At 70.0% G+C, this 25067-nt stretch carries 26 protein-coding genes; 10 read left to right on the top strand and 16 right to left on the bottom strand.

The genetic code is table 11. The features are described 5' to 3' along the window. Positions 1–126: 126 nt before the first annotated feature. Complete coding sequence (locus BDK92_RS33175) at positions 127–2280, top strand: protein kinase domain-containing protein (RefSeq protein WP_121160285.1); 2154 nt, start codon at positions 127–129, stop codon at positions 2278–2280. Between the two features lie 14 nt (positions 2281–2294). Beyond that, positions 2295–2744, top strand: a complete 450-nt coding sequence (locus tag BDK92_RS33180; RefSeq protein WP_121160286.1) for a hypothetical protein — start codon at positions 2295–2297, stop codon at positions 2742–2744. A gap of 18 nt (positions 2745–2762) precedes the next feature. On the opposite strand, the gene BDK92_RS33185 is transcribed toward BDK92_RS33180, so the two are convergent. After that, on the bottom strand, positions 2763–3260 hold the full coding sequence (locus tag BDK92_RS33185) for a SigE family RNA polymerase sigma factor (RefSeq protein WP_121160287.1): 498 nt from the start codon (positions 3258–3260) through the stop codon (positions 2763–2765). Continuing rightward, positions 3257–4063, bottom strand: coding sequence for a hypothetical protein (locus BDK92_RS33190; RefSeq protein ID WP_147457202.1), 807 nt, complete (start codon positions 4061–4063; stop codon positions 3257–3259). Before BDK92_RS33190 ends, BDK92_RS33185 begins: the two co-directional genes overlap by 4 nt. A gap of 223 nt (positions 4064–4286) precedes the next feature. On the opposite strand from BDK92_RS33190, the gene BDK92_RS33195 reads away from it, so the two are divergent. Beyond that, a complete protein-coding gene (locus tag BDK92_RS33195) occupies positions 4287–5510 on the top strand; it encodes a glycosyltransferase (RefSeq protein WP_121160289.1) in 1224 nt (407 codons plus the stop codon). On the opposite strand, the gene yaaA is transcribed toward BDK92_RS33195, so the two are convergent. After that, the gene (gene yaaA / locus BDK92_RS33200) at positions 5497–6294 is read right to left on the bottom strand and encodes a peroxide stress protein YaaA (RefSeq protein ID WP_121162803.1); all 798 of its coding nucleotides are present in this window, start codon (positions 6292–6294) and stop codon (positions 5497–5499) included. The genes BDK92_RS33195 and yaaA overlap by 14 nt on opposite strands. A gap of 205 nt (positions 6295–6499) precedes the next feature. Here yaaA and BDK92_RS39390 point away from each other — a divergent pair, with 205 nt between their 5' ends. Continuing rightward, positions 6500–6655: a hypothetical protein gene (locus BDK92_RS39390; protein ID WP_170208782.1), complete on the top strand. Its 156-nt coding sequence runs from the start codon at positions 6500–6502 to the stop codon at positions 6653–6655. Positions 6656–6704: 49 nt separating this feature from the next. Here BDK92_RS39390 and BDK92_RS33205 read toward each other — a convergent pair whose 3' ends face one another. Further along, on the bottom strand, positions 6705–7670 hold the full coding sequence (locus BDK92_RS33205) for a helix-turn-helix domain-containing protein (RefSeq protein WP_121160290.1): 966 nt from the start codon (positions 7668–7670) through the stop codon (positions 6705–6707). Between the two features lie 282 nt (positions 7671–7952). Here BDK92_RS33205 and BDK92_RS33210 point away from each other — a divergent pair, with 282 nt between their 5' ends. After that, on the top strand, positions 7953–8882 hold the full coding sequence (locus BDK92_RS33210; RefSeq protein ID WP_121160291.1) for a HEAT repeat domain-containing protein: 930 nt from the start codon (positions 7953–7955) through the stop codon (positions 8880–8882). 166 nt (positions 8883–9048) lie between these two features. On the opposite strand, the gene BDK92_RS33215 is transcribed toward BDK92_RS33210, so the two are convergent. From BDK92_RS33215 to BDK92_RS33225, 3 genes are read right to left on the bottom strand one after another with little or no spacing between them, the layout of a single operon-like run. After that, the gene (locus tag BDK92_RS33215; protein WP_121160292.1) at positions 9049–9960 is read right to left on the bottom strand and encodes a hypothetical protein; all 912 of its coding nucleotides are present in this window, start codon (positions 9958–9960) and stop codon (positions 9049–9051) included. Continuing rightward, on the bottom strand, positions 9957–10610 hold the full coding sequence (locus tag BDK92_RS33220; protein ID WP_121160293.1) for a response regulator transcription factor: 654 nt from the start codon (positions 10608–10610) through the stop codon (positions 9957–9959). Before BDK92_RS33220 ends, BDK92_RS33215 begins: the two co-directional genes overlap by 4 nt. Continuing rightward, a complete protein-coding gene (locus BDK92_RS33225; RefSeq protein ID WP_147457203.1) occupies positions 10607–11818 on the bottom strand; it encodes a sensor histidine kinase in 1212 nt (403 codons plus the stop codon). Before BDK92_RS33225 ends, BDK92_RS33220 begins: the two co-directional genes overlap by 4 nt. A gap of 170 nt (positions 11819–11988) precedes the next feature. Between BDK92_RS33225 and BDK92_RS33230 the strand changes: the two genes are divergently transcribed. Together BDK92_RS33230 and BDK92_RS33235 are read left to right on the top strand one after the other, a co-directional pair. Next, a complete protein-coding gene (locus BDK92_RS33230) occupies positions 11989–12921 on the top strand; it encodes an ABC transporter ATP-binding protein (protein ID WP_121160295.1) in 933 nt (310 codons plus the stop codon). Further along, positions 12918–13790, top strand: coding sequence for an ABC transporter permease subunit (locus tag BDK92_RS33235; RefSeq protein WP_121160296.1), 873 nt, complete (start codon positions 12918–12920; stop codon positions 13788–13790). Before BDK92_RS33230 ends, BDK92_RS33235 begins: the two co-directional genes overlap by 4 nt. 94 nt (positions 13791–13884) lie before the next feature. On the opposite strand, the gene BDK92_RS33240 is transcribed toward BDK92_RS33235, so the two are convergent. From BDK92_RS33240 to BDK92_RS33250, 3 genes are all read right to left on the bottom strand, one after another. Then, the gene (locus BDK92_RS33240) at positions 13885–14631 is read right to left on the bottom strand and encodes a TetR/AcrR family transcriptional regulator (RefSeq protein ID WP_211349457.1); all 747 of its coding nucleotides are present in this window, start codon (positions 14629–14631) and stop codon (positions 13885–13887) included. Positions 14632–14709: 78 nt separating this feature from the next. Continuing rightward, complete coding sequence (locus BDK92_RS33245; RefSeq protein WP_121160298.1) at positions 14710–15519, bottom strand: ArsR/SmtB family transcription factor; 810 nt, start codon at positions 15517–15519, stop codon at positions 14710–14712. Between the two features lie 106 nt (positions 15520–15625). After that, entirely contained in the window at positions 15626–16693 is a 1068-nt protein-coding gene (locus BDK92_RS33250) for a class I SAM-dependent methyltransferase (protein ID WP_121160299.1), read from the bottom strand. Between the two features lie 134 nt (positions 16694–16827). Here BDK92_RS33250 and modA point away from each other — a divergent pair, with 134 nt between their 5' ends. From modA to BDK92_RS33265, 3 genes are read left to right on the top strand one after another with little or no spacing between them, the layout of a single operon-like run. Continuing rightward, a complete protein-coding gene (gene modA, locus BDK92_RS33255; protein ID WP_246017390.1) occupies positions 16828–17628 on the top strand; it encodes a molybdate ABC transporter substrate-binding protein in 801 nt (266 codons plus the stop codon). A gap of 28 nt (positions 17629–17656) precedes the next feature. Further along, positions 17657–18484, top strand: a complete 828-nt coding sequence (locus tag BDK92_RS33260; RefSeq protein ID WP_211349458.1) for an ABC transporter permease — start codon at positions 17657–17659, stop codon at positions 18482–18484. Then, positions 18481–19596, top strand: a complete 1116-nt coding sequence (locus BDK92_RS33265; protein ID WP_246017391.1) for an ABC transporter ATP-binding protein — start codon at positions 18481–18483, stop codon at positions 19594–19596. Before BDK92_RS33260 ends, BDK92_RS33265 begins: the two co-directional genes overlap by 4 nt. A 39-nt stretch (positions 19597–19635) precedes the next feature. Here the strand turns inward: BDK92_RS33265 and BDK92_RS33270 are convergent, their stop codons facing one another. The 6 genes from BDK92_RS33270 to BDK92_RS33290 all read right to left on the bottom strand — a co-directional run bounded on the left by BDK92_RS33270 (position 19636) and on the right by BDK92_RS33290 (position 25058). Next, positions 19636–20631 (bottom strand): hypothetical protein, encoded by a 996-nt coding sequence (locus BDK92_RS33270; protein WP_147457204.1) that lies wholly within the window; start codon positions 20629–20631, stop codon positions 19636–19638. A gap of 352 nt (positions 20632–20983) precedes the next feature. Further along, positions 20984–22924 (bottom strand): hypothetical protein, encoded by a 1941-nt coding sequence (locus BDK92_RS39895; RefSeq protein WP_211349459.1) that lies wholly within the window; start codon positions 22922–22924, stop codon positions 20984–20986. Positions 22925–23198: 274 nt separating this feature from the next. Next, a complete protein-coding gene (locus BDK92_RS39395; protein ID WP_170208783.1) occupies positions 23199–23369 on the bottom strand; it encodes a hypothetical protein in 171 nt (56 codons plus the stop codon). A gap of 297 nt (positions 23370–23666) precedes the next feature. After that, positions 23667–24254, bottom strand: a complete 588-nt coding sequence (locus tag BDK92_RS33280) for a DoxX family membrane protein (RefSeq protein ID WP_121160303.1) — start codon at positions 24252–24254, stop codon at positions 23667–23669. Positions 24255–24368: 114 nt separating this feature from the next. Beyond that, positions 24369–24674, bottom strand: a complete 306-nt coding sequence (locus BDK92_RS33285; RefSeq protein ID WP_246017392.1) for a DivIVA domain-containing protein — start codon at positions 24672–24674, stop codon at positions 24369–24371. 36 nt (positions 24675–24710) lie between these two features. After that, a complete protein-coding gene (locus tag BDK92_RS33290; RefSeq protein WP_246017393.1) occupies positions 24711–25058 on the bottom strand; it encodes a hypothetical protein in 348 nt (115 codons plus the stop codon). Positions 25059–25067: the final 9 nt, after the last annotated feature.

The raw sequence follows: 25067 nt of genomic DNA on the forward strand, positions 1-25067 counted from the left end.
CGGGAGGGGCACTGTCCGAAGCGCGACTCACCGGCCTCGGACTATCGATACCCACCTAGTCTCGGGGCCACTCGTTTTTGTCGCGGTGCGGATGGGGTCAGCGGTGTCGGTGCGGCGGTGTGCGACATGAGCCTGCCGGTGTTGCTGGGGGGCAGGTACCAGCTCGGCGAGCTGATCGGCAATGGCGGCATGGCCGAGGTGTATCGGGGACGTGACCTCCGGCTCGGGCGGGACGTCGCGATCAAGATGCTGCGAGCGGGCCTCACCCCGGACCCCGCGTTCCAGATGCGGTTCCGACGTGAGGCGCAGAACTCGGCATCGCTGAATCACCCGGCGATCGTCGCGGTCTACGACACCGGTGAGCGGACCACACCGACCGGCGAAGTCTGGCCGTTCATCGCGATGGAGTTCATCGACGGCCGGACACTCAAGGAAGTGTTGGCGGTCGAACGCCGACTCATGCCGCGCCGGGCGATGGAGATCTGCGCGGACATCTGCGCGGCACTGGAGTTCAGCCACCGCCGGGGAATCGTCCATCGGGACATCAAGCCCAGCAACGTGATGCTGACGCGGCACGGTCAGGTGAAGGTTGCCGACTTCGGGATCGCCCGGGCCTTCTCGGTCGGCGCGACCACGGTGCCGGGTACCAGCGCCGTGGTCGGCACTGTTCACTACCTCTCGCCGGAACAGGTACGCGGTGACGCGGCGGACGGCCGTTCGGATGTCTACGCGACCGGGTGCCTGATGTTCGCGCTGCTCTGTGGGCATCCGCCGTTCGTCGGTGAGTCCAAGATGGATGTCTTGGACCAGCAGGTACGGGACGACCCACCGCTGCCGAGTCACCTCAATCCCGACGTGGAGCCGTCCGTTGACGCGGTCGTTCTCAAGGCGCTGGCAAAGGAACCGCTCGACCGTTACCAGAGCGCGGCCGAACTGCGTGCCGATCTGCTACGGGCGATAGCGGGTAGGCCGGTGGCGGCGGCACTGCCGGAGGTGACCGAGCAGCCCTCGATCAACGTCCGGGGCCCCCGGTGGTACGAGACCTTCGCGTCCAAGCTCGGTGACACCAGCACGTTCACCGTCTGGCGATCATTCGTCGTGGACAGATGGGAACGGCAGGCATTCGGGCTCTCCTCGGCGCAACAGACAACCATGGGCTGGACCCCGCCGACCACCGAAGACCTGGTGATCCGCGTTTATCCGTCCGCTGCCGGGGGCGCCGGGAACACGGTGCTACTCAGGGGCTCGGCCGGTGAGGTGGAGGTGCCGCTGCGGTTGCCGTCGGACCTGGCCGCCAACCTCGCACGGGCGAGTTCCGCGATCGACACCGCCCGCCTCGACCCGACGCTCTCGACCGCGGCGGACATCGCGGCCGTACGGAAGCTGGGCACCGCACTGTTCGACGCGCTGTTGCACGGTGAGTCGAGGAGCTTGTACCGGGCCTGCCACCACGCGGTCCGCTACGGCGGCGACCGGAGGCCGGTCAATGCCGTGCTCCGGTTGGTGCTGCGGATGCCCTCGCCGGAACTGGCCGCGCTGCCCTGGGAGCTGATGTTCGACGACGAGGCGGGGGCGCATCTTGCCCTGGAGCATCCGATCGTGCGTTACGTCGAGATGCCGGTGCCGGTCCGGAGCAGCGCGACCAAGCCACCGCTGTACCTCCTCGGCATGGTCGTCTCCCCGGACGACCTCGATCCGGTCGCGGTGGCGGCGGAGCGGGAGGCGATCGAAGAGGCGCTGCGCCAGTTCGTCCGGGACGGGCTGATCCGACTGAGCTGGGTGAACGGCCAGACCTGGCAGGACCTGCAACGTAAGCTCTACAAGCGTCAGTACCACGCCCTGCACTTCGTCGGCCACGGGGGATTCGACGCGATCCGTGGCGAGGGGTACGTAGCGTTCGCCAACAGGGCGGGCGAGGCGGACCGGGTGTTCGCCTCGGACCTCGGCGCGATCCTGGCCAACCAGAACGGGCTGCGCATGGTCGTGCTCAACACCTGTGAGTCCGCGAGAGACGACGGCTTGCACGGCTACACCAGCACGGCGGAGGCGCTCGTACGGCGGGGCGTGAATTCCGTGCTGTCCATGCGGGACGTCGTCTCGGATCCGGTCGCCCGCAAGTTCGCGACGGTCTTCTACGAGGCCCTCTCCGCCTCGGCGCCCATCGACGTCGCCGCGATGATGGCCCGGCTCGCGGTCCGCCGCGACGGTCTCGGCTCGTTGGAGTGGGGAACCCCGACCGTTTTCATGCGCTCTGGCAGCACGCCCCTTCTTGATACGTGAGAGAGAAGCCCACGATGTCCAACCAGTCAGTGTCCGTGGTGCACTTCGGCATCGGCGATGATGGCGAAGTCGCAGAGGAGGTGGCGGAGGCGTTACGGTCCCACGGGTTTTCCGCCCGCGCCCTCAAGGCCCAGGCAAACCGTGGCGACGCCGGCAGTTTCGCCCTGATCGTGTTGCTCGCCGTTCCCGTACACGGTTTTCTCTCGGCCCTGGGTGAGTCCCTCGGCGCCGCAACGGGCGAGGCACTGCACGCGCTCTTCGGAAGGATCCTCACCCGGCTCGGCGGCGGCCGGAGCGAGCGACCGGTCATCGTCATCCGGGATGCGACGCGGGGCATCGACGCGGAGATCAGCGCCGGGCTGCCGCCCGAGGCGTTCGAGAAGCTCCGCGAGCTGGCGACCGAGGATCCCGTCAAGCTCCGCTACGACCCGGTCGCCGGCGCATGGATGGCCGTGGGCCGGTAGCGGCGGCTTGCCGTGCCGCTACCGGCGGTCCTCGGCGTACAGCTCGAACCGGCTGTCGCCGAGCAGTTCCCGGAGCCGGGCAAGGGAACGCATGCTCTGCGTCTTCACCACGGCAGGCGAGACGTCGACCAGCTCCGCCACCGACTCGACGCTGAGATCCTCCCAGTAGCGCAGCACCACGATCGCCCGATCCCGGGTCGGCAACGTGGCCAACGCGTCCAACAGGGTCACCCGCAGGTCGGCCGGGTACGTCACCCCGTGGTCCGGGGTGACGGCGACCGCCTGCTCCCGTGAACTGGCCCGCCGCTTCTGGTCGATCAGGATCCGGACCAGCATCTTCCGGGCGTACGCGTGCGGGTTGTCGGCCTGTCGCACCCGTTTCCAGGAGGCGTACACCTTGGCCAGGGTGATCTGGGTCAGGTCCTGCGCCAGATGCCAGTCCCGACACATGAGGAACGCGGTGTCGCGCAGGCGGCCTGCGGCGACCTGCGCGAATTCCACGAAGTCGTCGCTCATTGGAAGGTGGGCACCTCGGCGAACCGCTCGCCGCCCGTCGATTCCACCTCCGCGGGAAGTTCGAGTCCCCAACGCGGATCGGCGGCGATCGTCGTCGCCTCATCGAGGGTGACGGCGGGCAGGGAATCGGCGTTCCTCTTCCCGTCCCAGGACAGGCAACTGGAGATCATCACATCGACCACGACGTCGCCGTGGTCGACCGAGACGATCCGGGGCTGGACGCAGTTGTCCGGAATCTCGAGGTAGTGCACCGTGCCGCGGAAGCCGTACTTCTCGCGGAGCTCCACCCGCAGCATTCCCGGGCCCTGGCCCCGGTCGAGGTACACCTGCACGAACGACCGGCCGTCGCTGGCCCGGGCGTAGTCGCTGGTCTTGCCGGCGGGAAGCAGCCGGGTGAGCAACTCCAACATGCCCGCCGGAGTCGCGGGCGACCGTGGTCCGTCGGGTCGGGGCGGTATCGCGAGCCGGGTGACGACCCGTGGCCGCAACACCGGATCGTGCTTACCGGCCAGTTCCCGCCACGCTTGCCCGGCGGGGGTGGCGGTGGCGACGGCGTCGACGGCCACCTGTCGACCGTCGACACCACCGGGCGACCCGACGGCGGCCAGACCGGTCAGCAGCAACAGGACGAACGCACAAGCGCCCGCCCCGAGGGTGGCCAGCCGTCGCCGCCGCAGCCGGGTTCCCTGCCTGATCGACCGCTCGACGAGGTCGCCCAGGGGCGGAGCCGGATGGCGCACCAGCTCCTCGTCCAACAGCCGGCGCACCTCGTCCAACCCTGATCCACCTCCTCGTACGGGCACCGCCGTGCACGGTACGCCCCGACGCTCCACCCGGAACAGGTGGACGTCCACTCGGGTTGGTGACTGTCCGGTCGGCGGAGCCCACGGGACAACCGGGTGCGCCCGGGCAGCCCCTACGCGGATCGACGGTCGACGGGCCCGTACGTATCGTTCGGATGGCGCCGCCGGAGGCGAACACACGTTTCGGTCGGCGGGCGTACCGGGTCCGAGGAGGAGGCCGCCGATGGCAACGGTTCTGCTGGTCAGCCACGGAACCCACGGCGACGTCTGGCCCATGATCCACCTCGGTGCGGGACTGCGTGGGCGGGGTCATGCCGTCACCCTGCTCACCCACACCCCGTACGGCGACCCCGTGCGCCGGGCCGGCCTCCGTTTCGTGCCGATCGACACCGCCGAGGAGTACGCGGCCTACCTGGAGGACGCCCGCCGGATCCTGCTCTCCCGGGTCGGCTCACCGAGCCCGCCGGACCTGCTCGCGCACTACCACCGGACGAACCTGTTCGGGCAGCTCCGAGCGGAGGTGGAGCACCTCTGCGAGCTGACCGTGCCGGGGGAGACGGTGCTCGTCGGCCGGCACACCTCGGGGCTCGCCCCACTGATCGCCGGGCAGCTGCGGGACGTACCCGTGGCCTGGGTGGCGATGACCCCGGCGCAGCACCTGCTGCTGCCGGTCACCGAACACCTGCACCGGACCGCGCTCGCCGGGCCGATCAACCAGCTCCGGGCCGGGTTCGGGCTGGGTCCGGTCGACGACTGGGGCACCTTCCTCGGCTCCGCCGACCTGCAACTCGGACTCTGGCCCCGGTGGTTCGACGCCGCCGGAGACCCGACCCCGGACCGGGTGGCGAAGGTCGGGTTCCTGCTCGACAGTGCCGGCTCGCCGGACCCGGAACCGGTGCCGCCGGAGGTGGCCGAGCTGCTGTCCGGTGAGGTGCCACCGGTGCTCGTCGCGGGCAGCAGCGGACAGATGCTGCTGCACGATTTCTACTCGGCGGCGGTCCCCGCCGCCCTCGACGCGGGCCGGACGGTGCTGCTGGTGTCGCCGTACCGGGAGCTGCTGCCGGCCACGTTGCCCACCGGCGTGCACTGGTTCCGCTGGTTGCCGTACGGGTCGGTGATGCCCCGGGTGGCGGTGGTCGTGCACCACGGGGGAACCGGCACCATCGCCAGGTGTCTCGCCGCCGGGGTGCCGCAGCTGGTGCTGGCGCACAGCTTCGACCAGCCGGATACCGGTGCCCGGCTGCGCCGGCTCGGCGTGGGGGAGTGGCTGCCGTCGACCCAGTGGGAACCGGCGCGGGCGACGGCGCTGATGCGCCGGCTCCTCGACGGGCGCGACTACCGGGACCGGGCGCTGCGGCTGCGCGCCGCCGTCGGAACCGCCTCGGTCGACCAGGCCAGCCGCCGGATCGAGGCACTGCTCACGCCGGCGGACGCTACAGCTCGGTGACCACCACGTCGAGCTGACGGGGCCGGCCGGCAGCGGCCGGCTGCTCCTCGACCGTGTACTTCAGGTCACGCAGCGCCTCGACCAACTTGCCCGTGCTCCGTGGCGCCGCCCCGGCCAGCAGCAGGTCACGGACCAGACGCCCCTTGGTCGCCTTGTTGAAGTGGCTCACCACCGACCGCCGGGTCACGCCGTCGACGACCTGTTCGTGCAGCACCCGTACGGCGACCGTCCGTTCGGCGGTCCGCCCGGTCGGTCGCCACATCGCCCCGTACGCCCCGGAGCGCAGGTCGAGCACAGGTGCCCCGTCGGCTGCCTCGGCCACCACCGGATCCAGTAACCCCCGCCAGTACCCGGTGAGCCCGCCCACGTCCGGCAGGCTGACCCCGATCGCGCACCGGTACGCCGGAATCCGGTCGTCGACGCGTACCGCGCCCCAGAGCCCGGAGAAGACGAGCACGCAGCGGCGCACCCGGGACCGGGCGGCTCCGGTCAGGGTGGCGATGTCCAGGGCGTCGTAGAGCACCCCGGTGTAGATCTTGGCAGCTGGCTGGGCCGGTGCGCTCCGGAGCCGGGCGTTGCGGCTGATCTCCTCGTCCTGACCCGGGCTCAGCCCGAGGACCGTACGGGCCCGTTCCCGGTCGTCGCCCGCGCAGAGTCCGACCAGCGCGTCCAGCACCCGTTCCCGTCCCGGGTTCAGCTGGGGCAGGGTGAGCGCGTCGAGGTTCAGTGGGCGGCCGGAGCGGGGTGCGGTCTTCCCTTCCGACGGAGGTAGCAGGATCAGCACGTCCAGCAGCGTACGGCCCGCCGCCCCTGATCCGACCCGCGACATCCTCCTGTTACACACCGTGGCCCTGGCCGTCACAAAAGTGGCGGAGTTGCGTCATGTCCATGCTCCGCCATCGGCTACGTCTGCCCGACGGTCACCCACCCGCCCAGAATCGGCCACGGCGGCAACCGCCTCTCGGCGCCGCCGGAGGAGGAGAAGGTCGATGGGTAGGTTCAGGGGCCGCACGCCCCGATGGGTGTGCGGGGTCGCGTCACGGCTCGGCCCGCTGTTGGCGCCGCCCGCCCGGGTGGTCGTCGGCACAACGGATGCGCCGGGGGCGCCGACCGAGGTCTCCGACACCGTCACCCCACGCGACTGACGGCCGTTTCCAGGGCGTGAACCGCCCCGCGGTGTGGGGGCGGGGCGGTTCACAACCAGTCGTTGCGGGCGACGAACCAGCCGAGCTGCATCCGCGTCGCGCTACCGGTCACGTCCATCAGCTGGCGTAGCCGGCGCTGCACCGTACGCAGGGACATGCCGAGCTGTGAGGCGACCGCCTTGTCCGGCAGCCCGGTCATCAACAGGGAGAGGATCTGACGGTCGGTTGCCGTCGGCAGGCTCCACCGGTCGACGTCGTCGATCGCGTCCGTAGTCGGGGAGAGGCGCAGCGGTGTGGCCCGTTCCCACACTTCGGTGAAGAACGCCACCAGCACGTCGACCCAGGTGGCGCCACGTACGACCAGCGCCCACGGCTCGATCGTGCCGCTGCGTCCGGGGAACGAGAGGAGCGCCACCCGGCGGTCCGCGACCGCGAGCTTGCCCGGTACGTCCAACGCGACCCGGGCCTGTTCACCCGCGGCGACCAGCGCGCCGATGTGGGAACTCGCGTTCGGCCGCTCCAGGGCCCGCCGGTCGTAGACCACCCGGAACCGTACGCCCCGACTGAGCAGGTCCAGTTCCGTCGGGTTCTCGTGGAACTCCGCGGTGTACGGCGGCCGATCGAAGCCGAGCACCTCGTCCTGCGCCCCGCGCAGGAACTGGTCGAAGGTCCGGTTGATCGCCGACCCGCCGACGACCATGTGAATGCCCTGGTCGAGCGGGTCGGTCGCGCGTTGCCGCTGCAACCAGTCGCGCAGCCCGATCCGGGCCTCCTGGAGTTCCCGCATCCGTTGCATCATCAACGAGTCGATCGCTAGATCGGGCGAGGCCGCCTCGGCGCGGCCGTCGACGGTGTGCACCAGCCCCGGGCGCTCCAGCGTCCGTACCGCCCGGTCGACTTCGTTGGCGCTGACCGCGAGCCGACGCGCCAGTTCGCTGGCCGTGCCCGGCTGCCCGGACACGAGTTCGAGATAAACCCGCTCCTCCAGCTCGGTCAGACCGAACGCTGCCAGCATCTACCGCCACCCCACTCGACCGTCCACCGGTAGTGGACCTTGGAGAATCCTGGGGCGCTCCCAGAACTCAGTCAAGCGTCGTACCAGATCTCGCCGGTCTGGAAGAGTTCGGTGGGCGCTCGAGGCGCCCCGCCGTATCGAGACTGATCCAGGTCCGTGGCAGGAGCAGCGCGATTGGGCATCCATGGAAGCGCATAGCCATCTGACCACCGCACACACGCGCCCAGCGGCGGCAGAACAGGCGTGTCCCATGCTGTTGGGTGCGTGCGGCATCATCGCCGAGTGATCGACATTTGTGAGCCAGGCGGGGAGCAGGACGTCCGGTGGGTCTTGGCCGGGCTACGTGCCGCAGGCGAGCTGACGTTGGATGGCATGCCCTGGGGGCGGTTCAGTCACGCGTCCGGGCCCGCCGACGACATGCCTGCAATGCTGCAGGCACTATCACAGCCCGACTCTGCCCGGGCCCGTCGAGGCCTTGGCGAGCTGTGGGACAAGGCGCGCCATCAGGGCGTCAGCGAGACCGCGTTGGCGATGGCGGTGCCGTTCCTGCTGCAAATCGCGGCTGATCCTGAGGTACATGGTCGCGACCAAGTGTTGAAGTTAGCGGCGGAGGCCGGCCATCGCAATCATTTCGGGACCGACGGTCGTACGGATCTGTTTCAGGTGACCGACGACCCGGACGAGCTGAAAATCGACGGGTATGGGCGTCCGGCCGTGTGGACACAGCAGGCGGCACGGGAGGTGCTTACAGCCGAGGCGGCGATGCTGATCCGGCTACTGGACGACCCGAATTCGCTGGTACGGGCGAACGCGGCGTACGCCCTCGCCACAGCGCTGTCGCCACCGCCCGAGGTGCAGGCCGCGATGCGGGCACGACTTGCGGTTGAGACGTACCCGCCCGTACGGATAAGTCTGGTGCTGGGACTCGCGCAAGTGACGCTGGAGCGCGGTGACCGGGATGTGATGGCGTGGACCGGCGAACTGTGGTCCGGCGAGGGTAACTCGCCTGATATGCGTTTCGCCGCCGCGTTGAGCTGGCTGTGCGCGACGACGGACAGCGTGCCGGACCGGATGCGCGACCTGTTCGTCGAACTGCCTGGCTCCGACCTGGCAGCGTGGATGCAGGAGGTGCCGTGGACCGACGATATCGCCAGTCGTGGCGGGCTGGATGCGTGGCTGGTTTCCTTCCTTAGAAAGCCACCGACTGCGTAGGCGTGACCGACCAGTTCAGAGACCTGACGCCAACTGAGTGCGCTGCGGGGGTACCGGGAGCGGCGCCTGCAGAGCCTTGTCGATCTAGGGCAGGTCCGCCTTGATGAAGATCAAGAAGCGCGGACCTGCCCTAGATCGCGCAACCGGTCGGGCGTGGGGGAGGGGGTTAGGCGAGGCCGAGGCGTTGCAGGGCCATCATCACAAAGCCGCGTAGGGCGCGGTGCCACCCGGTGACGTCCTGGAGGCGGTCTCGGGCCGCCGAGTCGATGAGGATCGTCAGGGCGGCGTCCGGTAGGGACGCGGCTTCGCGATAGGCCAGTGCGACAGCGGCGGTGGTGGCGACAACACCATGGTTCGATTGCAGCAGTTGCCGCAGGCGCTGCGCGACGCCCGCGTCCCCGGACGGCAGGTGGGCGAGCGCGAGATTGGCGCTCGCGCGCGGTTGTGTTCGTTGCTCGGGCACCGCGACCAGCGCGGACACGGTGGCGACCGTGGGCGGGAACCACACCACCGCAGCGGCGGCTAGTGCGGCCACCTCGTCGTCCGGATCCGACACCCAGCCGGCGACAGTGTCGTGGAACCGGGCAGCACTGTCGTAGCTGTCAACCTCCCAGCGCACTGCGGCGGCGTTGACCAGATCCATCTCCTCATCGGTGAGCGCCTCCTCCGAGTAGAAGCGTCGGAGCAGCTCCGTGATGTCGATGTCGATCTCGATGTCGCCCAGATCGTCGGTGCGGGCGAACGCCTGATGCGGGTCGAACGGCAGATCGTCGTCACGCCGATCGCCGACGGCGATCGCGGTGAGCAACCGCAGGACACCGGCCCGATCCGGAGTTTCCTGATCGGCGATCAGCGCGACCAGGAACGGCACGACCGCGTGGCTGGCCTGCCACCGGGTGCCCTGGTGGTAGACGTTGCCGAACAGCCGCCCCAGCGCCTGGGAACGCTCCGCCGCGTCAACACTGCGCAGCGCCAGTAACTGGCCCGGTACGTCGGTTGCCGGGCCGTACGCGTGGTAGAGCCGCTCCCATGCCACGGCGCTGATGCCGGCCAACGGATCTCCGGTGTCCAGACTCACGGGGTGAGGCCGGACTGTACGGCGAAGACCACCAGCTGCGCGCGGTCCCGGGCACCGAGTTTGACCATCGCGCGGCCCACGTGGGTACGGACGGTCGCGGGGCTGACCACCAGCTCGGCGGCGATCTCGTCGTTGGAGCGGCCGGTGGAGACCCAGGCGACGATCTCGCGCTCCCGGTCGGTGAGCCGCTCCAACTCCGGGTGCGGGGCGCCGGACGGGGCGCCACGACCGGTGAACTGTTGGATCACCCGACGGGTCACCGACGGCGACAGCAGTGACGCGCCCTCGGCGACCACCCGCACCGCGTGCAACAGCTCGTCCGGAGGGGAGTCCTTGAGCACGAATCCGCTGGCCCCGTCACGCAGCGCCCCGAAGACGTAGTCGTCCAGCTCGAACGTCGTGAGCATCACGACCCGAACCGTGGCGAGGGCCGGGTCCGAGGTGATCTCACGCAGCGCGGCCAGCCCGTCGAGCCGGGGCATCCGGATGTCCATCAGCACCACGTCCGGCCTGGTCCGCCGTACCAGGTCGACCCCGGTTCGCCCGTCGGCGGCCTCACCGACCAGCTCGGTGTCGTCCTCACTTTCCAGCAGGGTACGCAGCCCCATCCGTACCAGGGCCTGGTCGTCGATGACCACGACGCGAATCATGACGGTGATCCTGGCACGTCGGCGGTGCCGGATCGAGTATCGACCGGCAGCCGGGCCCGTACCGCGAATCCGCCGTCGTCCCGGGGACCGGCCGCCAAGTCGCCGCCGAGCGCCTCGACCCGGGCCCGCATGCCGGCGATGCCGCTGCCCGATCGGCCGCCGCCACCCGGCCCCACCGGGCCGTCCTGCCGCTCGTCGGACGGGTCCGCCCGGCCGTTGTCGGCGACTTCCAGGACCAGGTCCCCACCCTGACGAGCCACCCGCACCTGGGCCAGCGTCGCCCCGGCATGCCGCAGGACGTTCGTCAGCGACTCCTGCAACACCCGGTACGCGGCCCCGTCGACCTCGGGCGGCAGGTCGCCCACCCGGACGTCCGCCGTGATCTCCAGTCCACCGGTGCGGATCCGGTCGAGCAGCACCCCCGCCTCGGCCAGGCCGGGAGCGGGGCGCCGGGGAGCATCCTCGCCCCTAGGGCCGCGTAAGACGTCGAGCTGGACGCGCATCCCGTGCAGCGACTCCCGGCTGGTGGCCTGGATCGCCTCCAGCGACTCGCGGGCCTTGCCCGGGTCCCGTTCCAGCACGTGCAGCGCGACTCCGGCCTGCATCGCGATCACGGCGAGTCCGTGGCCGACTGAGTCGTGCAGCTCCTGCGCCATCCGCAGCCGCTCCTCCGAGACCGCGCGGCGCGCGTGTGCCGCCCGCAACGCGGCCTCGGACTCCCTGCGGATCCGCACCGCCGCGCCGATCGCGGTCGGCAGCGCGACCGCCGCCGACGAGATGAGCAGCCAGTCCAGGTATGGCCCACGGTCGCTGGTGGTCAGCTCGGCCCCGAACCGGACGGCGCCAGCCAGGTGCACGGCCAGGCCCAGCCCGCTGTTCCAGAGCAACGCCCGGCGCGGCGGCCAGCCGATGGCCGTCGCCGCGGCGGCGACCGGGACCGCGATGAGGATCGGTCCGACCGGATACCCCAGCGCCAGGTACGCCACGACGGACGCGCCGCAGCCGCCGAAGGCCACCCCGGGACGGCGGCGCGAGGTCGCCGAGGCGAGCGCCGCACACACCACCAGCGTGTACGCGAACCAGTCCGGCTCCCGGTTCCACCCGGATTCGTCCGCGCCGGCCGAACCCGTACCGAGGAGCCCGGCCACCAGGATCAGCAGCACCGGGGAAGCCGTCTCCCAGTGACGCCTCAGATCGTCGGTACGCACCACTCCACCCACTCTCGGTAGCGCCACGGTGGCACTTCGCTGCCGAGAATAGGTGCGTGGTGGCGCCACCACATCGCTGCGCCGACGTACCTGCGGTACGCGGATTTTCGTACGCGGGTAGCGGTGTCCGGCCGACGCGGAACAACGCCCCTGGTTGCGACGCTTCCGGCATGACCGAAACAGTCGTGAGTACCGATCGGCTGACCAAGCGGTACGGCAGCCGTGCCGCTGTCGACAGTGTCAGCCTGACCGTCCGCAGGGGAGAGGTGTACGGCTTCCTCGGGCCCAACGGAGCGGGAAAGACCACCACCCTGCGTATGCTGCTGGGCCTGATCAGGCCGACCAGCGGGAGCGCCAGAGTACTGGGCCACCGCCCCGGTGCCCCGGCGGCGACCGCCCGGACCGGCGCGCTCATCGAAGGCCCCGGCTTCTACCCGTACCTGTCCGGGCGGGACAACCTCCGGGTGATGGCCCGCTACCGGGGGCTCGCCGAGACCGATGTAGACCTCGCGCTCGCCCGGGTCGACCTGACCGCCCACCGCCGTTCGGCGTTCCGTTCCTACTCGCTCGGCATGAAGCAGCGACTGGGCGTGGCGGCGGCGCTGCTGGGCCGCCCCGAGCTGCTGGTGCTCGACGAGCCGACCAACGGGTTGGACCCCGCCGGCATGGCCGACCTGCGGCAGTTGCTCGTGGACCTGGCCGGCCAGGGACAGACCGTACTGATCTCCAGCCACCTGCTCGGCGAGGTGCAGGAGATCTGCGACCGGGTAGGGGTGATCCGGAACGGGCGGCTGATCACGGAGAGCACCGTCGCCGAGGTACGGGGCACGGGCTCGCTCTACGTCCGCGCCGAACCGACCGGGACCGCCCTCGCGGTGGTGGCGCGAATCGTCGGCGACCATGCGGTCACCCTCACCGCGAGGGGAATCCGGATCGACGGTGACATCTCCCTCGCCCCGGAGATCGCGAAGGCGCTCGTCGGGCAGGGGGTTCTCCTGCACGAACTCCGGGTCGCCGAACGGACCCTCGAAGAGGTCTTCTTCGAACTCACCACGAACGAATCCGTACCGGCCGGGGCCGGAGCGAGGAGGACGGACTCATGAACGCGCTCCGTGGACCGGTGTCGCTGCTCGCCAGCACCCGAGCCGAACTGCTGCGCCTGGGCAGATGGCCGGCGCTCTGGGCCGTACTGGCCGTCGGGATGGCGGTGGACATCCTGTTCGGCTACGTCTTCGACTACGTCGGTTTCCGTACCGGCGGCGGTTCGCCGGTCAACGAGGGCATGCCGCCCGAGCAGTTGCTGCAGGACCTGCTGCCGGTCGGCGTACCCGAGAACACGCTTGCCGGCACGCCCATGTTCGGCGGTCCGCTCCTGCTGATCCTCGGCGCGCTGGCGATCGGCGGCGGATACGGCTGGGGTACCTGGAAGACGGTCTTCACCCAGTCCTCTTCCCGCGCCTCGGCCTGCGGCGGAACGCTCACCGCCCTCGGCGTCGTGCTCGTCGTCCAGGTCGTGGCGACGTTCATGGTCAACTTCGGATTGGCCGCGCTGGTCGCCGGGGTCGAGTCCCAGCCGCTGCGTTGGCCGCCGGCGGCCGAGGTCGCGACGGCGCTCGGCGCCACCCTGCTGATCTACGCGATGTGGGCCGCCGCCGGGGTCCTCGTCGGCACCCTGACCCGCAGTCCAGCGCTCGCTGTCGGCCTCGGTCTGGTGTGGTCGCTCGCGGTGGAGAACCTGCTGCGCGGGGTCGCGAACGTGCTGGAACCCGTCGAGGCCGTCGCCAACCTGCTCCCCGGTACGGCGGCCGGCTCACTCGCCGGGGCGCTCGGCGCGCGTACGTTCGCCGACGAGGGCGTACCGGGAGTGCTGGCGATCCTCGACGGCGGTCCCGCCACCCTCCTGCTCGCCGGATACACCGTCGCCTTCGCGGTCGCCGCCGCTCTGCTGCTCACCCGGCGGGACCTGGCCTGAACGTTGCTCGACAACCGCCCCGGTCGGGCGGATCCGTGGCGGCGCCGCCGAAGCCGGAACCGATCCGGCTTCGGCGGCGCCAGCTCGTGTCCGGCTATTCGCGACGGGACGGTTCGACGGTCATGGTCGGCGGTTGGCGGACCAGTCCGTCGATCAGCTGGTCGAGCAGGCGGTCGAAGCTGGACGGCGCCCGGCCGTCGCTGTTGGAGAGCACCTCGGCCAGTCGGGGATAGTCGCCACCGCGTACGACCGTGTGCAGGTAACGGACCTGGGCGGCCACCGACTCCTGTGGTTGGCGGCCGTCGCGCTCCTGGGCGACCTCCTGCGCGACGTAGTTCGCGACGAAGCCGGTGAGCAGCGCGACGACCTCCAACTTGGACTGGCTGTCGAGATCGGTGCCGGCGAGCGCGTTGAGCGCGTATTCCATCGCGGCGAGGGTGTGCGGGCCGAGGGTCTGCCGGAAGGCCAGCGCCGACGGCAGCCACGGGTGCCGCCGCATGATCGTCCGTTGGGTCCGGGCGAGTTGGCGTAGGTCGACGCGCCAGTCGCCGCTGGGCGGGGGCAGCTCGTACTCGCCGCTCGCCTGGTCGATCATCAGCTCGAGCAGGGTCTCCTTGTCCGGCACGTAGCTGTAGAGCGACATCGCGCCGGCCCCGATGTCGGTGGCGACCCGGCGGATGGTGACGGCGGAGAGCCCTTCGGCGTCGGCGACCGCGATGGCGGCGGCGGTGATCTCCGTACGGGTGTGGGTTGGTGGCCGACCGAGCCGGGAGCCGCCGGGGCGAAGCCACAGGGCCTCGGGATCGACGGCTCCGCCGTCTGTCGGTCGTGCCCGGCCCACGTGTCCTCCTCCGTCCGGTCCGGCGCCCATTATGCGGCAGCCACTATTTTAGTACCTTGTACGGAAATGGTGGTCCAGCTACGCGGACTGGTCCGACCTGACCGGGGTGGTCAGTGGTTCACCGGTCTCCAACAGGCTCTTCAAGCTGGAGAGCAGCTCCGGCCAGCCGTGCTGGATGCCCTCCCGGATGGTGCTGCCCGGTTCGAAGCCGTCATGTGTCACGGTCAACTTGACCATGTCGCCGACCGGCTCGATCTCGAAGGTGACCTTCGAGCGGGGTTCGGCGGACATCTGGGCGAAGAGCTCGTCGCTCATGTCGTGCGCCCTGGCGAACTCGGGGCCGATGGTGTGCCAGGTGTAGGAGAGCCGGCGGTAGGGGTCGGCTTCGAGTACGACCTGCTCCGGGTCGGCCATCCGGATGCCGCTCTCCTCCCAGATCATGGTCGAGCCCACGGTCCACTCCGACTCGAAGGCCACGCCCCAGTAGCGACGGGTGAACGCGGGGTCGGTCAATGCCTGCCAGAGTCGTTCCGGAGTGGTGCTGATGTAGTTCGTGTAGACGAATTCGAGGTCGCCCATGGGTTGCTCTTCCAGTGCTCGCTTCAGGTCCGCGAGCACGTGCACCCGCTCGCGGTGGTACTGGCTGATCCAGCGTTCGGTGATGGCGTTGATCGGCGCCGCGTTGAGGTAGTGCAACTTCTCGCGGCCCTGCCACACCGGGGTCACCAGGTTGGCCGACTCCAGCACCGCCAGATGTTTGCTGACGGACTGTCGGGCCATGTCCAGTCCGGCGCACAACTCACGCAGGCTCTGGCCGTTGCGGGCGTTCAGGCTGTCGAGTAGCCGGCGGCGGCTGGCGTCTGCCAGCGCCTTGAACACCTCGTCCATCTCTCCGGTTACCCCCGAACATGCAGCCGGTTGGCTGCATGAAACATATGCAGCCTTCCGGCTGCATGTCAAGCCGGGGAAGGTCCGAACCGAGTCGCGGTGGTCGCTACCGACCGACCCTCACGGCGATCGCGAGAAACCGGTGTACGGCGTCGTCATACCTGGTCAGGTGCCATCCCGCCTGCCCGGCCGAGGTGCGCAGCGGAGTCTGCGACAGTGGCTCGTCGGGGCGGACCGGGCGGCCGTGTCGGGCGGCCAGCGCGGCCCGACCGGAGGGATGGAAGAGGATCAGGAGCCCACCCGGACGGGTGATCCGGGCGAGTTCGCGCAGACCGGCGTCAGGCTCCGGCAGGTGCATGATCAGCCCGGCCGCGAAGACCGCGTCCACCGCCCCGTCCCGGACGGGCAGTTGCCGGGCATCGCCGAGCACCAGGGTGGCGAGCCGTTCCCGGGCGCGGGTCCGCGCGACGGTGAGCATTTCCGGAGTGAGGTCCAGCCCGATCACGTGGCCGTACGGGCCCACGGCCTCCCGCAGCGCCGGAAGCGCGCGACCGGTGCCGCAGCCGACGTCGACCACCGACCCGCCCAGGGGCAGCCCCGCCTCGGCGACCGCGGCGGCGTACGCCGGCAGGTCGTCGCCGAACCTGGTGTCCCAGGTCTCGGCACGGATGGCGAAGAACGCCCGCGACTCGCTGAGATGCCAGAGGTCGCGGGCCACCAGTCGGGCATCGAGGTGACGGATCACCGGCCAGAGCGGGTCGTGCAGATCCACCACGATGTCGCAGCCATCCTCGTGGTCACCCCGGCCAGACCGGCCGCCCGGCGGCCTCCGCAGCCAGATCACCACGTCCCACTTCCCGGTCGGCGGACGCTCGCGCCACCGTGGGCCGTCGGCGAGCGCCACGATCTCCGGGCCCTGTTCGGCCCGCCAGGAGTCCTCCGTCGCCAGTGGCGCGGTGCCGGTCAGTCGGGCACAGGGGCGCCCGGTCCCGTGCAGGGCGGCGGCGAGCCGATCGGCGACCAGTCCGGCGTACGCGTCGAAGCCGTCGACAACGACGGTGACCGCGCCCGACGGGATGGCGCGGGTCAGGTGGTCCAGGACCTCGACCCAGCGACGGGCCTGCTGGTCGGTCATTGCCTCAGGGGCCGCCGACGGCACCGCTTCACCAGCCATGCATTCATCATGCAGATGCGACTGAGTGTTGGCCAGCCCCATGGAGGATGCGAGCCGACAGGTCTCTTCCTCATAGCAGATGCGGCGCATTAAAGTGGCCATGTCCCGCACCGCTACCGAGGGAGGACCAACCCGTGGGAGCACGACGGTTCCGCAGCGCCCTGGCCGCACTCGCCGCGCTGGTGGTGCTGGGTCTGTCCGGCTGTGGAGACAGCGCCGACACCGCCAGCCCCCAGCCGGGCGGCAGCGGCTCAGGGGTCACCGGAACGGTCACCGTCTTCGCCGCGGCGTCGCTGACCGAATCGTTCACCACCATCGGCAAGGACTTCGAGGCGGCCAACCCCGGCGTGAAGGTCACCTTCAGCTTCGGCGGCAGCTCGGCCCTCGCCACCCAGATCAACCAGGGCGCCCCCGCCGACGTCTTCGCCTCCGCCGCGCCGGCGAACATGAAGACCGTCACCGACGCCGGAAACGGCGACGGCAGCCCGAGCACCTTCGTGAAGAACCAGCTCGTCATCGCCGTGCCGAAGGGCAACCCCGACGGCGTCACCGGACTGACCGACCTGACCAGACCCGACGCGAAGGTCGCCCTCTGCGCCGAGCAGGTCCCCTGCGGCGCGGCGGCGAAGAAGGCCCTCACCGCCGCCGGCGTGAAACTCACCCCGGTCACCCTGGAACAGGACGTCAAGGGCGCCCTGTCCAAGGTGAAGCTCGGCGAGGTCGACGCCGCCCTGGTCTACCGGACCGACGCCAGGACATCCACCGCCGACGTGGACGGCATCGAGTTCCCCGAATCGGCCGGTGCGATCAACGACTACCCGATCACCGTGCTGAAGAGCGCCCCGAACAAGGCCGGCGCGGCGGCGTTCGTCGCCTACGTGCTCTCTGACACGGGCAGGTCCGTGCTCACCCGGGCCGGCTTCCAGGCACCCTAGACCCGTGCCCCTCGTAGACGATTCCGACGTGACGGCGCGGCCCGGGCGGGCCACGCCGTCCCGCCCCCGCCGGCGCGGCGGACGGATTCCGGTCGCGCTGCTCGTACCCGCCGCCATCGGTCTGCTCTACCTGGTTCTGCCGCTGGTCGGACTCCTGGTCCGGACACCATGGAGCACCCTGCCGCAGCGACTGGCCGAACCCGGCGTACTCACCGCGCTGCGACTGTCGCTACAGACCGCCACCCTCGCCACGGTGCTCTGCCTCGCGTTCGGCGTACCCCTGGCCTGGCTCCTCGCGCGGATCGAGTTCCCCGGCCGCCGGGTCGTACGCGCCCTCGTCACCGTGCCGCTCGTCCTGCCGCCCGTCGTCGGGGGAGTCGCGCTGCTGCTGGTTTTTGGCCGCCGGGGCCTGCTCGGCGGCTGGCTCGACAGCACCTTCGGCATCACCCTGCCGTTCACCACCACCGGCGTCGTCCTCGCCGAGGCGTTTGTCGCCATGCCGTTCCTGATCATCGCCGTCGAGGGGGCGCTACGCGGCGCGGACACCCGCTACGAGGAAGCCGCCGCCACCCTCGGCGCCGGCCGGTGGACCACGTTCACCCACGTCACGCTCCCACTCGTCGCGCCCGGCATCGCCGCCGGTGCGGTGCTCTGCTGGGCCCGCGCGCTCGGCGAGTTCGGCGCCACCATCACCTTCGCCGGTAACTTCCCCGGCCGGACCCAGACCATGCCGCTCGCCGTCTACCTCGCCCTGGAGACCGACCTGGAATCGGCGATCGTCCTCAGCCTCATCCTGCTCACCGTCTCCGTCGCGATCCTGGCCAGCCTCCGCGACCGATGGATCACCAGCCCATGAGCACTCCCGCCCCGATCACCTCGCCCCGCGCGACCGGTCACCCCGACGCCCCGATGCTCGACGCCCATCTCGTCGTCGACCGGGGCACCTTCCGCCTCGACCTGGAACTGCGGGTCGAGGCCGGCGAGGTCGTCGCCCTGCTCGGCCCGAACGGCGCCGGCAAGACCACCGCCCTGCGTACGCTCGCCGGCCTGGAGCCACTCAGTGACGGGCACATCACGCTCGGCGGCGCCGACCTCGACCGGCCGACCCAGCGGATCTGGCTACCCACCGAGCGCCGCCCGATCGGCGTGGTCTTCCAGGACTACCTGCTCTTCCCGCACCTGAGCGCGGTGGACAACGTCGCGTTCGGACCCCGACGGCACGGCGTCGACCGGCGCACCGCCAGGGAACAGGCGACCAGTTGGCTGCACCGGATGGGACTGGCCGAACATGCCCGGCGCAAGCCCCGGCAACTCTCCGGCGGGCAGGCACAACGGGTGGCGCTCGCCCGCGCGCTCGCGGTCAACCCGGCGCTGCTACTGCTCGACGAACCGCTCGCCGCGCTCGACGCCCGTACCCGGCTGGACACCCGGGCCGAACTGCAACGCCACCTCGGCGAGCACACCGGCGCCACGCTGCTGGTCACCCACGACCCGCTCGACGCCCTGGTCCTCGCCGACCGGCTGATCATCGTCGAGGAGGGCCGGATGGTGCAGGAGGGCGACGCCGCCACCATCACCGCCCGACCCCGTACGGACTACGTTGCCCGCCTCGTCGGACTCAACCTCTACCGGGGTCGTGCCGACGGCCCGACCGTCCGGGTCGGCGACGGCTTCCCACTCACCGTCGCCGACCGACTCGACGGAGACGTCTTTGTCGCCTTCCCGCCCTCGGCCGTCGCGTTGCACCCGAGCCGCCCCGACGGCAGCCCGCGCAACACCTGGCCGGCCACCATCACCGGCATCCAACGCCACGGCGACAACCTGCGGATCCAACTCGACGGGCCGATCGGAGTCGCCGCCGACATCACCCCGCTCGCCGCCGCCCAGCTCCACCTCGTACCCGGTCAACCGGTCTGGGCGGCGGTCAAGGCCACCGAAACCCGCGTCTACCCCGCCAGCCCCGGTTGACCAGCGCACCTGCGGCGAGTCCGATAACTCTGGTGCTCGTTACTCGAACTCGTAGTCGTACCGGGTGCGCCAGCCGCGCGGCAGCAGGTTCCTGGCCCAGGCGAGCGGGTTCATCCCGACCGGCTCGGGACCGAACAGGTTACGGAGCACAAAACGCTCCGCGGCCGGCGACGACTCGGCCTGCGGGTCGTGCTGCTGACCCAGGGCCAGGATGTCGTCGAGGACGGGTGAGTTCACCCGCCCCGCCGAGAGCCAAATCGCGATCTTCGCGTACGCGTTGACCAGTTCGTGCCGACCCACCAGCAGGAGCGCGATCGGTGCGACCAGGCCCAGCAGGTAGAGCCAGGAGAAGCGCCAGCCGAGGACCCCTACCAGCGCACAGGTGGGTACGAAGAGCGAGATGCGGAACTGTGCCTCGGCGATCCAGCGGTCGAACTCGCCGTGCAGTTCCGGTTCGGCGCCGATCAGCCGCTCCACCGTGGGCTCCAGATCCCGCAGCACCCGCGCGACCTTGCGGTCCACGTCGAACATCGACTCCGCGATCGCGTTGTCCAGTGCCGGGTACTCCACGACGAGGTCGGTGATCGTGGTGGTGGCCGGTATCAGCACCACCCGGTCGGGGTGCCGAGCCGGAAGGGTCTGCCGTGCCTTGTCGATCATGCGGTGGCAGTGCTCGCGGTAGTCGACGGCGGTGCGGTAGTGCTCGACCGCGCGTTTGCGGATCATGTCGAAGAGCGGCCGGCTGATCGAACGGGGACCGGGGCAGCGCATGCTCGCGTCGATCCGCCGCAGTCCACCCGCCCGGGCCAGGGTGACGACGTTCCGGTGGCCCCAGCCGCTGGCCAGCAGGCGCGGCTCCAGCAACCTGTTCGTCGTGTTCGAGATGATCCCGATGATGTACGCGCAGACGCTGACCGCGCCGAGCAGGACCGTCTTGCCGAGCCAGTTGCCGAGGTCGATCAAACTCTGGAAAGCCGGCGGGTACGGCTGAAGCGAGAGAAGGTCCTCGCCGATGGCGATCCAGACTGCCAGCACCCACACGTACCCCGCTATCAGCGGCGCACGCACCTCTCGGAATCCGGGCAACAGGTTTGCGAGCAACGTCGGCCTCTTTCCGTCAATTTCGGAGCGGGCGAAGCCTACAACGGACGGACGCGAAAGATGGGGACAGCTGTCCTCTGCCAGTTGATGTGAGGCCCTGCCAGTGTGTCTGAGGCATCTCGCGGTTTCTGCCATCTAAGTTGAGGCACCTGGTTGACGAGGGGTGCTTCGGTGAGGGGCAGATGGCGGTACAGGCTGCGCGGGCGGTGCCCTCGGCGGGTCGGGGCGATGAGTCGAGTGGTCTACATCGGACCGGACGGCGTCTGCCGCCGTGGGTGCTCGGCCATCACGACTCGAATGCGGCGAAGAGGTCCGGGATTAGCGCAGCGTTGGGGTGGCTCAGAGGCACGGTCAGCACTGGCTTCTCGACGCCTGCCTGATGGATCCAAATCATGCCGTTGCGCAGAAAGGCAGGGCTGATCGACGCCCAGGGCAGAGAGAAGCGTGGCTTCGCACACGCGATGCCCTCCCGGCTCACCTTCACGCTACCGCCGACCGTGACGGTCTCACCACGGCGAACCTGGCTGACCAATTCGTTGAGCAACCGGGGCTCCAGGTACTGCCTGGCCAGGTTCACCAGGAACGTCCACTCCTGCGGCTGTTCCGCTCGGCGGCCTCCTTTCGAGAGACTCACGGCGACCTTCGGCCCGCCGTAGTACGGGTAACGCCCCACCTGGAAGTCCCACCTGTTGTCGTAGAAGGTGGGGAACATGAAGCGCTTTTCGGCGACCTGAACCGACGAATAGCTGACCCACTCCACTTGGTCGAGCGCGATCGATTTCCTGCCGTAGGTGATTACCTGTGGGTCGGCGTGAAGACGTGTCCAGCCGATGGTGGTGTCGAGGACCGGAACCCCGCCGGGCCGCAGCGGCCCAGCGGAAGGCATTGGGTCTTGTGGGGGTGTTGATGTGGAGGACGCGTTCCGGGGGCTAGGGGTTACCACGTCGGGTCGCGGAGCCGGCGCCTGTCGCGTCGGTGGTGGCGTGGGCTGGTCCTGCCGGACGTCGGACCCTCGCGTCGTCGCGCCAGTGGCTCGCGGTGCCGTACGGGGTGCAGGGCCGACCCCGGCGGCACTGGCCGCATGTTCGGAGAGCCATGTCGGCGTGTGGGCGCGTGGATAGGCGGCCAGGTCCTCCCGGTAGTGCTCGGGGGCCAGCAGATGGTCGTCCGGGAAGGGCCGATCGCCGTAGTCGTAGTCCGTGGTCATCTGGGCACCTGTTCCAGCGCTGTCGCTGACGGTGAGCAGCAGGCGCCACCACGGCCCGGCCGGCATCCGCGCGGCGAGATGCCGCTGCCGGCGGACCAGCACGGCTATCTGTTCGGGTACCCGAGCCTCGGTGCTCCGATTATCGGACCAAAACCGCAGCTGGGCGACCTCGCCGGACACCGTGAAGGAGAAGACCGCCGCGAAGCGATCCCACCCCGGCGGACCGAGCAGGGCCAACTGCTGTGCGATCGGGCCGAGCAGCGCCGACGCCCTGGCCGCGATCACCTCGGTAGAGGTGTCGATGGTGAACGAGGCGATGCCTGCGGAGCCTTCCGACGCGGAGTCAAGCCGCATGACCTCGTCCCTGAGGTCGGCCATGAACCCTTCCCCGGCCAGCCGGCGGCGAACGTACGCCTCCTCGGCGGTGAACATCTCCTCCGCCAGCTGCGGAGGGGCCGAGCTCGATATCTCCTTCACCCGACCCGCGTCGCTCACCAGAAAAACCGACCTGCCTACCGGTATGTCCAGAAAGGCCATCGGATCGCTTTCGTCGACGTCCACCGGCGCGTACACGCTCCAGCCCGCTTCGAAGCGATCCGCCACAAGCCCCTGCGTGGGGTAGTCCAGGCGGCGTGCCCGGATCCGCTCCACGACAAGCGAGACGGCCCGTGCTGCGGCCATCCGCTCGCTTTCCAGCGTCGAGGCCTGGTCGAGAGGGTGGTCGGCCCGGCCGCCGGTGCCGGCCGACGATGGGTCGCGGTAATGGTGTACGAGGTCGAACCAGAGGCGCACCTCCTCGGCGGTCTCGACGTCGACACCGGCCGCGATCACCGACCAGGAGCCGACGGCGTCCCGCCCGTAGAGGGTGATGTGGTCGTGGTCATCGCAGACCGACACATAGTTTGTCCGACAGCTGTCGCCGAACTCGGCGACTTCGCCGAGGGTGGGTGCTGGGGAGGCGACACGTTCGCCGAGCCGTTCGCCACCGGCGTCGGTGGCAGCCATCATGTAGCGGGTCATCGATCCTGCTCCTGTCGCGACCGCGGGCGGGGAAGCGGGGACACCTGCCGCACCAGTATCTGACGATATCGGCTTGCCGGTGGGAGTGCCCCAGCACCAGTGCAGACCTTGCCACAGTGACGAGTTGGCTGAAATGGGCGAGGCGACGGGGACGGCACCTGGAAGTGAACGAACCCACCTCACGAGGGGTGTTGGTAAGAACCAGGGCAGTGCGCCACGAGAACAAGCCGGTCACCCTACGATGTCCGTCGATCGCACGACGGTGCCGCCCCTGTTACGCGGTCCACCCCTGGTCGGGGTTGCGCCGCGGCCGGCGCCCACCGGCGAGGTCGGGCAGGACAAAGGAGTAGTGGCCGCGGACGTTGAGGTGCGCGTGCTGGTAGACCGGCAGGCGGGCCGCGTCGACCTCGCGCACCGGGTAGCCCTGCTCGCGCAGGGTGGCCACCGCATGATCCAGCTAAGTGGTGTTCCACAAGGTCACGCAGTTCAGGGGACGAGCCCGAGCGCGCCGAGCTGGTCCTCCATACCGTCGTGGTACGCCCGGTACCCGACGCCGCGACTTGCCTTAACAAAACTGGCAGAGAACGTCACCGAACTCTGCCAGTTATCTTGAGGCACCGCAGCTCAGGAGCACCATCATGACTCAACTTCGTTGGCAGCGACAGCAGCTGGCGGAAAGCAGGAGCAGACATACAGGCCTGCCGGGCCGCAGGGGCGGCCCGGCAGGTGTCGCGAAGTCGGTTCAGATCATCCAGCGGTTGCGCTGGACGAGGGAGAGGCGGGCCCAGATCCGTCCGAGGCCCCAGGTGTGACCGGCGTACGCGGCGGCGAGCACGACCAGGACGACGGCGTAGACGAGGTGGTAGTCGGTGATCGGGTTTGTCGACCCCGAGGGCTCGCCGCTCGCGGTGAACCGGGCGAGGGGGAACTCGGCGAACCACATCATGGCCATGACGAGCGCACCGGCGCCGGCCGCGACGCGCAGGCCGATGCCGAGGACGAGGGCGATGCCGACGGCGGCCATGCCGGCCATGAAGAGGGTGTCGGCCCACCAGGTCCCGGCGATCGTGTGGGCGAGCGACTGCATCGGTCCGACCCCGACGTGGGACAGGAAACCCTTGGTCGGCGAGCCGCCGTTGATCCAGGCCCGCTCGGCGGGGGTGGAGTAGGCCAGCCCGAAGGTCTTGTCCAGGAACGCCCACAGGAAGACGGAACCGGTCGTGATCCGCAGGACGGCCAGGGCACGGGCGGCGGTGGTGGTGAGCATGTGGCCGGGGGAGGCGGCGTGTTCGAGTGCGTGCGCCGGAATGTTGGTCGTGTGGGTGGTCATCACTGCCTCCGGGATCGGGGTCTTCTCTGTTGGCCCCCTCACCCTCGCTCACCCGGCCGCTTCGGCACCCGGGCCGGAACGCCCCACTGGGTCGGGACCAAAGTCCCGACCTGGTCAGCGGTCCGTCCAGTGCCCGGCGTTCGTCGCCCGTGTCCTGGCTTGCCGGGCCTGCCAGTCACGCAGCGCCCCCTTCAAACGCGTGTTCTCCTCGCGCAGACCCGCTCCGGCGGCGTCCCGCGCGATCAACTCGTCGACCACCTGCCGGACGAAGGCGTAGACCTGCTCCTCCGCGAGACCGCGCCGACCGAGCCGGGTGCGACCGAAGCGCACCGCCCGTACCTGTTCGGGACGCATCCGGGACAACCGTCGTACGGCGCGCGTGACGCCCACCGCTGTCACCGGTACCCACGGCTCTGACATCCTCCTGGCCCCTTTCGCATACATCGAACTGGCGTGTCACACGCGGCGCCTTTTCGACGCCCGAACGGTCGGCGGGATGCGGATCAACTGAAGCCCGGCGGTCTGGACGAACAGCTCGCGGCGTTCCACCGCCTCGCCCTTGGCGTTCAGCACGTATCCGGTCACCCATGCCCAGCCGTCATAGGTCGGCTTCTCGCTCACCGAGATCACCCGGAACACCAGTGGCGGAGCACCGGCGAACTGCACCGACGCCCGCCGATCGACGCGCAGTACGTCACCCGGCTCCGGAACCCACACCTGACCCTCCAGAATCTGCGTGTTCGTTCCTGGAAGGGCGGGCCCATCGCCCCCTTGTGGCTGCCGATGAGCCCGCCCGGCGCTCACCGCCGCAGC

Source organism: Micromonospora pisi (assembly GCF_003633685.1).
GTDB classification, from domain to species: Bacteria; Actinomycetota; Actinomycetes; order Mycobacteriales; family Micromonosporaceae; genus Micromonospora_G; species Micromonospora_G pisi.

Coding starts and splice junctions, on each gene's coding strand:
- BDK92_RS33175 (WP_121160285.1), top strand. CDS start 127: ATGAGCCTGCCGGTGTTGCTGGGGGGCAGGTACCAGCTCGGCGAGCTG.
- BDK92_RS33180 (WP_121160286.1), top strand. CDS start 2,295: ATGTCCAACCAGTCAGTGTCCGTGGTGCACTTCGGCATCGGCGATGAT.
- BDK92_RS33185 (WP_121160287.1), bottom strand. CDS start 3,260: ATGAGCGACGACTTCGTGGAATTCGCGCAGGTCGCCGCAGGCCGCCTG.
- BDK92_RS33195 (WP_121160289.1), top strand. CDS start 4,287: ATGGCAACGGTTCTGCTGGTCAGCCACGGAACCCACGGCGACGTCTGG.
- BDK92_RS39390 (WP_170208782.1), top strand. CDS start 6,500: ATGGGTAGGTTCAGGGGCCGCACGCCCCGATGGGTGTGCGGGGTCGCG.
- BDK92_RS33205 (WP_121160290.1), bottom strand. CDS start 7,670: ATGCTGGCAGCGTTCGGTCTGACCGAGCTGGAGGAGCGGGTTTATCTC.
- BDK92_RS33220 (WP_121160293.1), bottom strand. CDS start 10,610: ATGATTCGCGTCGTGGTCATCGACGACCAGGCCCTGGTACGGATGGGG.
- BDK92_RS33230 (WP_121160295.1), top strand. CDS start 11,989: ATGACCGAAACAGTCGTGAGTACCGATCGGCTGACCAAGCGGTACGGC.
- BDK92_RS33235 (WP_121160296.1), top strand. CDS start 12,918: ATGAACGCGCTCCGTGGACCGGTGTCGCTGCTCGCCAGCACCCGAGCC.
- BDK92_RS33245 (WP_121160298.1), bottom strand. CDS start 15,519: ATGGACGAGGTGTTCAAGGCGCTGGCAGACGCCAGCCGCCGCCGGCTA.
- BDK92_RS33250 (WP_121160299.1), bottom strand. CDS start 16,693: ATGGCTGGTGAAGCGGTGCCGTCGGCGGCCCCTGAGGCAATGACCGAC.
- BDK92_RS33265 (WP_246017391.1), top strand. CDS start 18,481: ATGAGCACTCCCGCCCCGATCACCTCGCCCCGCGCGACCGGTCACCCC.
- BDK92_RS39895 (WP_211349459.1), bottom strand. CDS start 22,924: ATGACCCGCTACATGATGGCTGCCACCGACGCCGGTGGCGAACGGCTC.
- BDK92_RS33280 (WP_121160303.1), bottom strand. CDS start 24,254: ATGACCACCCACACGACCAACATTCCGGCGCACGCACTCGAACACGCC.
- BDK92_RS33285 (WP_246017392.1), bottom strand. CDS start 24,674: ATGTCAGAGCCGTGGGTACCGGTGACAGCGGTGGGCGTCACGCGCGCC.